The organism is Halomonas cerina (genome assembly GCF_014192215.1).
In the GTDB taxonomy this organism is placed as follows: Bacteria; Pseudomonadota; Gammaproteobacteria; order Pseudomonadales; family Halomonadaceae; genus Halomonas; species Halomonas cerina.
This window is the reverse complement of record NZ_JACHXP010000047.1, coordinates 1-3,072: the sequence shown is the minus strand read 5'-3', so window position 1 is coordinate 3,072 and position 3,072 is coordinate 1. Positions and strand designations below refer to the sequence as shown.

5 protein-coding genes and 2 pseudogenes are annotated in these 3,072 nt (G+C 63.3%); 2 read left to right on the top strand and 5 right to left on the bottom strand.

The features are described from left to right. Positions 1-104: 104 nt before the first annotated feature. Positions 105-248 (top strand): annotated as a pseudogene (locus FHR94_RS19385) (type II toxin-antitoxin system PemK/MazF family toxin); the annotation flags it as partial. Between the two features lie 530 nt (positions 249-778). Here FHR94_RS19385 and FHR94_RS19380 read toward each other — a convergent pair. The 5 genes and pseudogenes from FHR94_RS19380 to FHR94_RS19360 all read right to left on the bottom strand — a co-directional run. Continuing rightward, the gene (locus FHR94_RS19380) at positions 779-1,141 is read right to left on the bottom strand and encodes a helix-turn-helix domain-containing protein (protein WP_183328394.1); all 363 of its coding nucleotides are present in this window, start codon (positions 1,139-1,141) and stop codon (positions 779-781) included. Further along, positions 1,142-1,438, bottom strand: a complete 297-nt coding sequence (locus FHR94_RS19375) for a type II toxin-antitoxin system HigB family toxin (RefSeq protein ID WP_183328392.1) — start codon at positions 1,436-1,438, stop codon at positions 1,142-1,144. 155 nt (positions 1,439-1,593) lie between these two features. Further along, complete coding sequence (locus FHR94_RS19370) at positions 1,594-2,109, bottom strand: SDR family NAD(P)-dependent oxidoreductase (RefSeq protein ID WP_183328390.1); 516 nt, start codon at positions 2,107-2,109, stop codon at positions 1,594-1,596. Positions 2,110-2,123: 14 nt separating this feature from the next. Continuing rightward, on the bottom strand, positions 2,124-2,369 hold the full coding sequence (locus tag FHR94_RS19790; protein ID WP_246390095.1) for a glycosyltransferase family protein: 246 nt from the start codon (positions 2,367-2,369) through the stop codon (positions 2,124-2,126). Between the two features lie 218 nt (positions 2,370-2,587). Next, positions 2,588-2,777: pseudogene (locus FHR94_RS19360) on the bottom strand (UDP-glucose 6-dehydrogenase); the annotation flags it as partial. Between FHR94_RS19360 and FHR94_RS19355 the strand changes: the two are divergent. Next, the gene (locus FHR94_RS19355) at positions 2,740-3,045 is read left to right on the top strand and encodes a hypothetical protein (protein WP_183328396.1); all 306 of its coding nucleotides are present in this window, start codon (positions 2,740-2,742) and stop codon (positions 3,043-3,045) included. The pseudogene FHR94_RS19360 and the gene FHR94_RS19355 overlap by 38 nt on opposite strands. Positions 3,046-3,072 lie beyond the last annotated feature (27 nt).

Below are 3,072 nucleotides of genomic sequence, written 5' to 3'. Positions count from 1 at the left end.
GTGGTCGGAGATCTCGTAGCGTCCTGCCATGGGTCACCTATGCTGCTGCGGCATAGGTGACATTAGCAAATTAGGGTTTTCGGACAAAGCCTAGTCCCGAGAATGGCTTGCGACGACCATCCCAGATCATGGTCGACAAGCCGATGACGGTGAAGCGAGAGAGAATAGGAGAAGCCTTCGGCCACCTCGAAGACAGTGCCATGGTCGCCGTTAACCGAGCGCTGGCATTGTTCCTGGGCTTTTCCTGATACCAGCCTCACCCCTCGGCCCTTGCCCCTCGTTCCCTCACACCAGTCCCGCCTTGGCTCATCGCGGCATCGGCAATTGGCCGTTGACCGCACCAGCAGTAGGCCCAGCTCCCCCGCCTTGCTCCCCGGCGCGATACCCGAGTGCGAGATACTGGTGCGATGGCGGCCGATAATGGCCGCGACACTCCGGTTCTCATCCTGATTGTCGCTGGCTTCTTATCCAGATTGACGCGCTACACGGCGCCCGGTTCAAGGACCGGGCGCCGTCGATATCTTCATTGGTTCCAGCCGGCTCAGCCGGTTCCATATCCCTGCGGATTGGCCGCCTACCAGCCCAGGTATCACGCCGCATCGCCTCGAGCCCGCGCTCGGCGCGCCAGCCCTGCTCACGCCCGGCCGCTCGAAGCTCGCCAGTGACGCCACGTGCCCGGCGGCCAGGCCCATCACAGGCCGATAGACCCGCACGCAAGTGCCACCCACAGCCGGATAGTCATCGCCGACGATTGAGCTTTGGCAGGTCACCCACCACTTCAAGCTCTCTCCTCATTCATCAGGCTCTCGTAAGGGATCTTCAGGCCGTCATGTAGCCGGCGGATCATCCTCAGGCTCAGCCGGCGCTTGCGGTTCAGCACCTCCGAGACTCGACCGCTGGAACCAATGTAGGGCTCCAGGTCACGCGGTGTCAGGTCCTGCTGCTCCATGCGAAACTTGATCGCCTCGATGGGATCGGATGGTCCGATCGGATAGTGCTCATCCTCATAACGCTCAATCAGGATCGACAGCACCTCCAGCTCATCGGCCTCAGGTGTCCCCTCTTCCACTCCCCACAGCGCCTCCAGTCGGGCGAACGCCCGGTCCAGGTCGGCATCACTACGAATCGGCTGAATGTTCATTTAAATCGTCTCCGCATCAATCCGATCATACTGGGCATGGGTACCGACAAAGCGCACCCAGGCAATCTGCTGGGTGTATCGGATCGCGACAACGATCCGATACTTGTTGCCTGCGATGTTGAACACCACGCGTCCGCCCTTGAGGATGCTCGCCGTCCTGATGTCCGCCTTCAATTCTTGTGGCGTGGCCCAGCTGGCCTTTTCCACCATCCGATACCACTCGGTGAGTGGCGTTTCGGCGTCGGCGTAGCCTTGCTCCCAGAATTCCCTGAGCGCGCGCTTGGCGATGACTCTCACGGCAATCTCCCTTTTGGGACAGCATGGCTGCTCCCATTTTGGGAGTCAATGCCTGGATGCCGAGGCCACCGCCACCCCGCTATTCTCCGCCCAGAACGCATGGCGCCCGGTCCAGGGACCGGGCGCCGTCGCTATCATCTGTGCTTCCAGCCGGCTCAACCGGCCCCATACCCCTGCGGATTACCCTCTTGCCACCGCCAGGTATCACGCAGCATCGCCTCGAGCCCTCGCTCGGCTCGCCAGCCCAGGCTCACGTTCGGCCTTGCTGGCACCGGCGCATCCGGCCCATAGACGGTAGCCAAGAAGCTGAACACCAGCCGATAGACCCCGGCCGCCGCCATCGCCTGACACAGCACCAAGGAGCCATGCACATTAGTGTCGTAGTAGGCCAGGGGCTGCTCGACGCTCTCGCCCACCGCCTTCAGGCCGGCGAAGTGGATCACCGCCTCGATGGCATGCTCGGCAAACAGCCGATCAAGCCGTGCACGATCACACACATCGCCTTCGATGAAGCCCACCGCCCTGCCGGTAATCGCCTCGACCCGGTGCAGCGCCTCGCGGGCGCCATTGACCAGATTGTCGAGCACCACCACCTCGTGGTTCGCCTGCAGCAGTTCCACGACGGTGTGTGAGCCGATATAGCCGGCGCCGCCGGTGACCAGAATTGCCATATTCTCTCCCTTATTCAGTCCACTACCTCAGGCTCGGGCTGTGTCGACTGAACATCGCGGGAAGGTGCCGCAAGATATCCCGCCTCCATGCCCAGCACCTGGTTGGCCTGCAGCCAGCCTTTGATCTGCCCGCAATCGAAGGTCCGCCCGCGCATACGAAAGGCATCGACTCCGCCGGTCTCGCGGATCAGCTGCGCGATGGCGTCGGCCGGCTGGATCTCGCCACCGGCACCCGGCGGCGTATCCGCCAGCAGGGTCATGACGCGATACGGCAGGATATAGCGGCCAATCACCGAGAGCCGCTAGGGCGCCTGCTCCGGGGAGGGCTTCTCGACCACGCCGGCCATCGCCATGGCCTCGCCCGCACGCGGCTCGTCACCCCCGCAGTCGACGATACCATAGCGGTGGACCTCCTCGCGGGGCACCGCCTCGACCATGATCTGCGCCCGCTGGCTGGCCTGCCACTGGGCGGTGCGCGCCAGGGCCTGCACATCCTTGGGGAAGCAGGAGCCGCCGTAACCGCAGCCGGGGTAGATGAAGTGGTAGCCGATACGCGGGTCCGAGCCGATGCCGCGGCGCACCTGCTCCACGTCCGCTCCCACGCGCTCGGCCAGGTTGGCGATCCCGTTCATGAAGCTGATCTTGGTGGCGAGCATGGCGTTGGCCGCGCAACCTGCAGCGGCCGTGGACGGTAACAGCTCAATGCTTGGCCTCACGGCGCAGTTGCGCAACGACATCAACGCCGAGGCCAGCGATCTCAGCGATCATCTGGTCATCCATCTCGGTACGCGCGATCAGGTTACGGGCAGTCTCGCGTTTCGCTATGCGCTCACCTTCCTGTCGACCTTCCCTTCGGCCTTCTTGTCGGCCTTTTTCTTCCCACCGCTCGGGCCATTTCTTGATGCGTTCGGCCAGCATGTCATGCACCTCGTGTAGGTCCTGCAAGTCATTGAACTCGGGCAG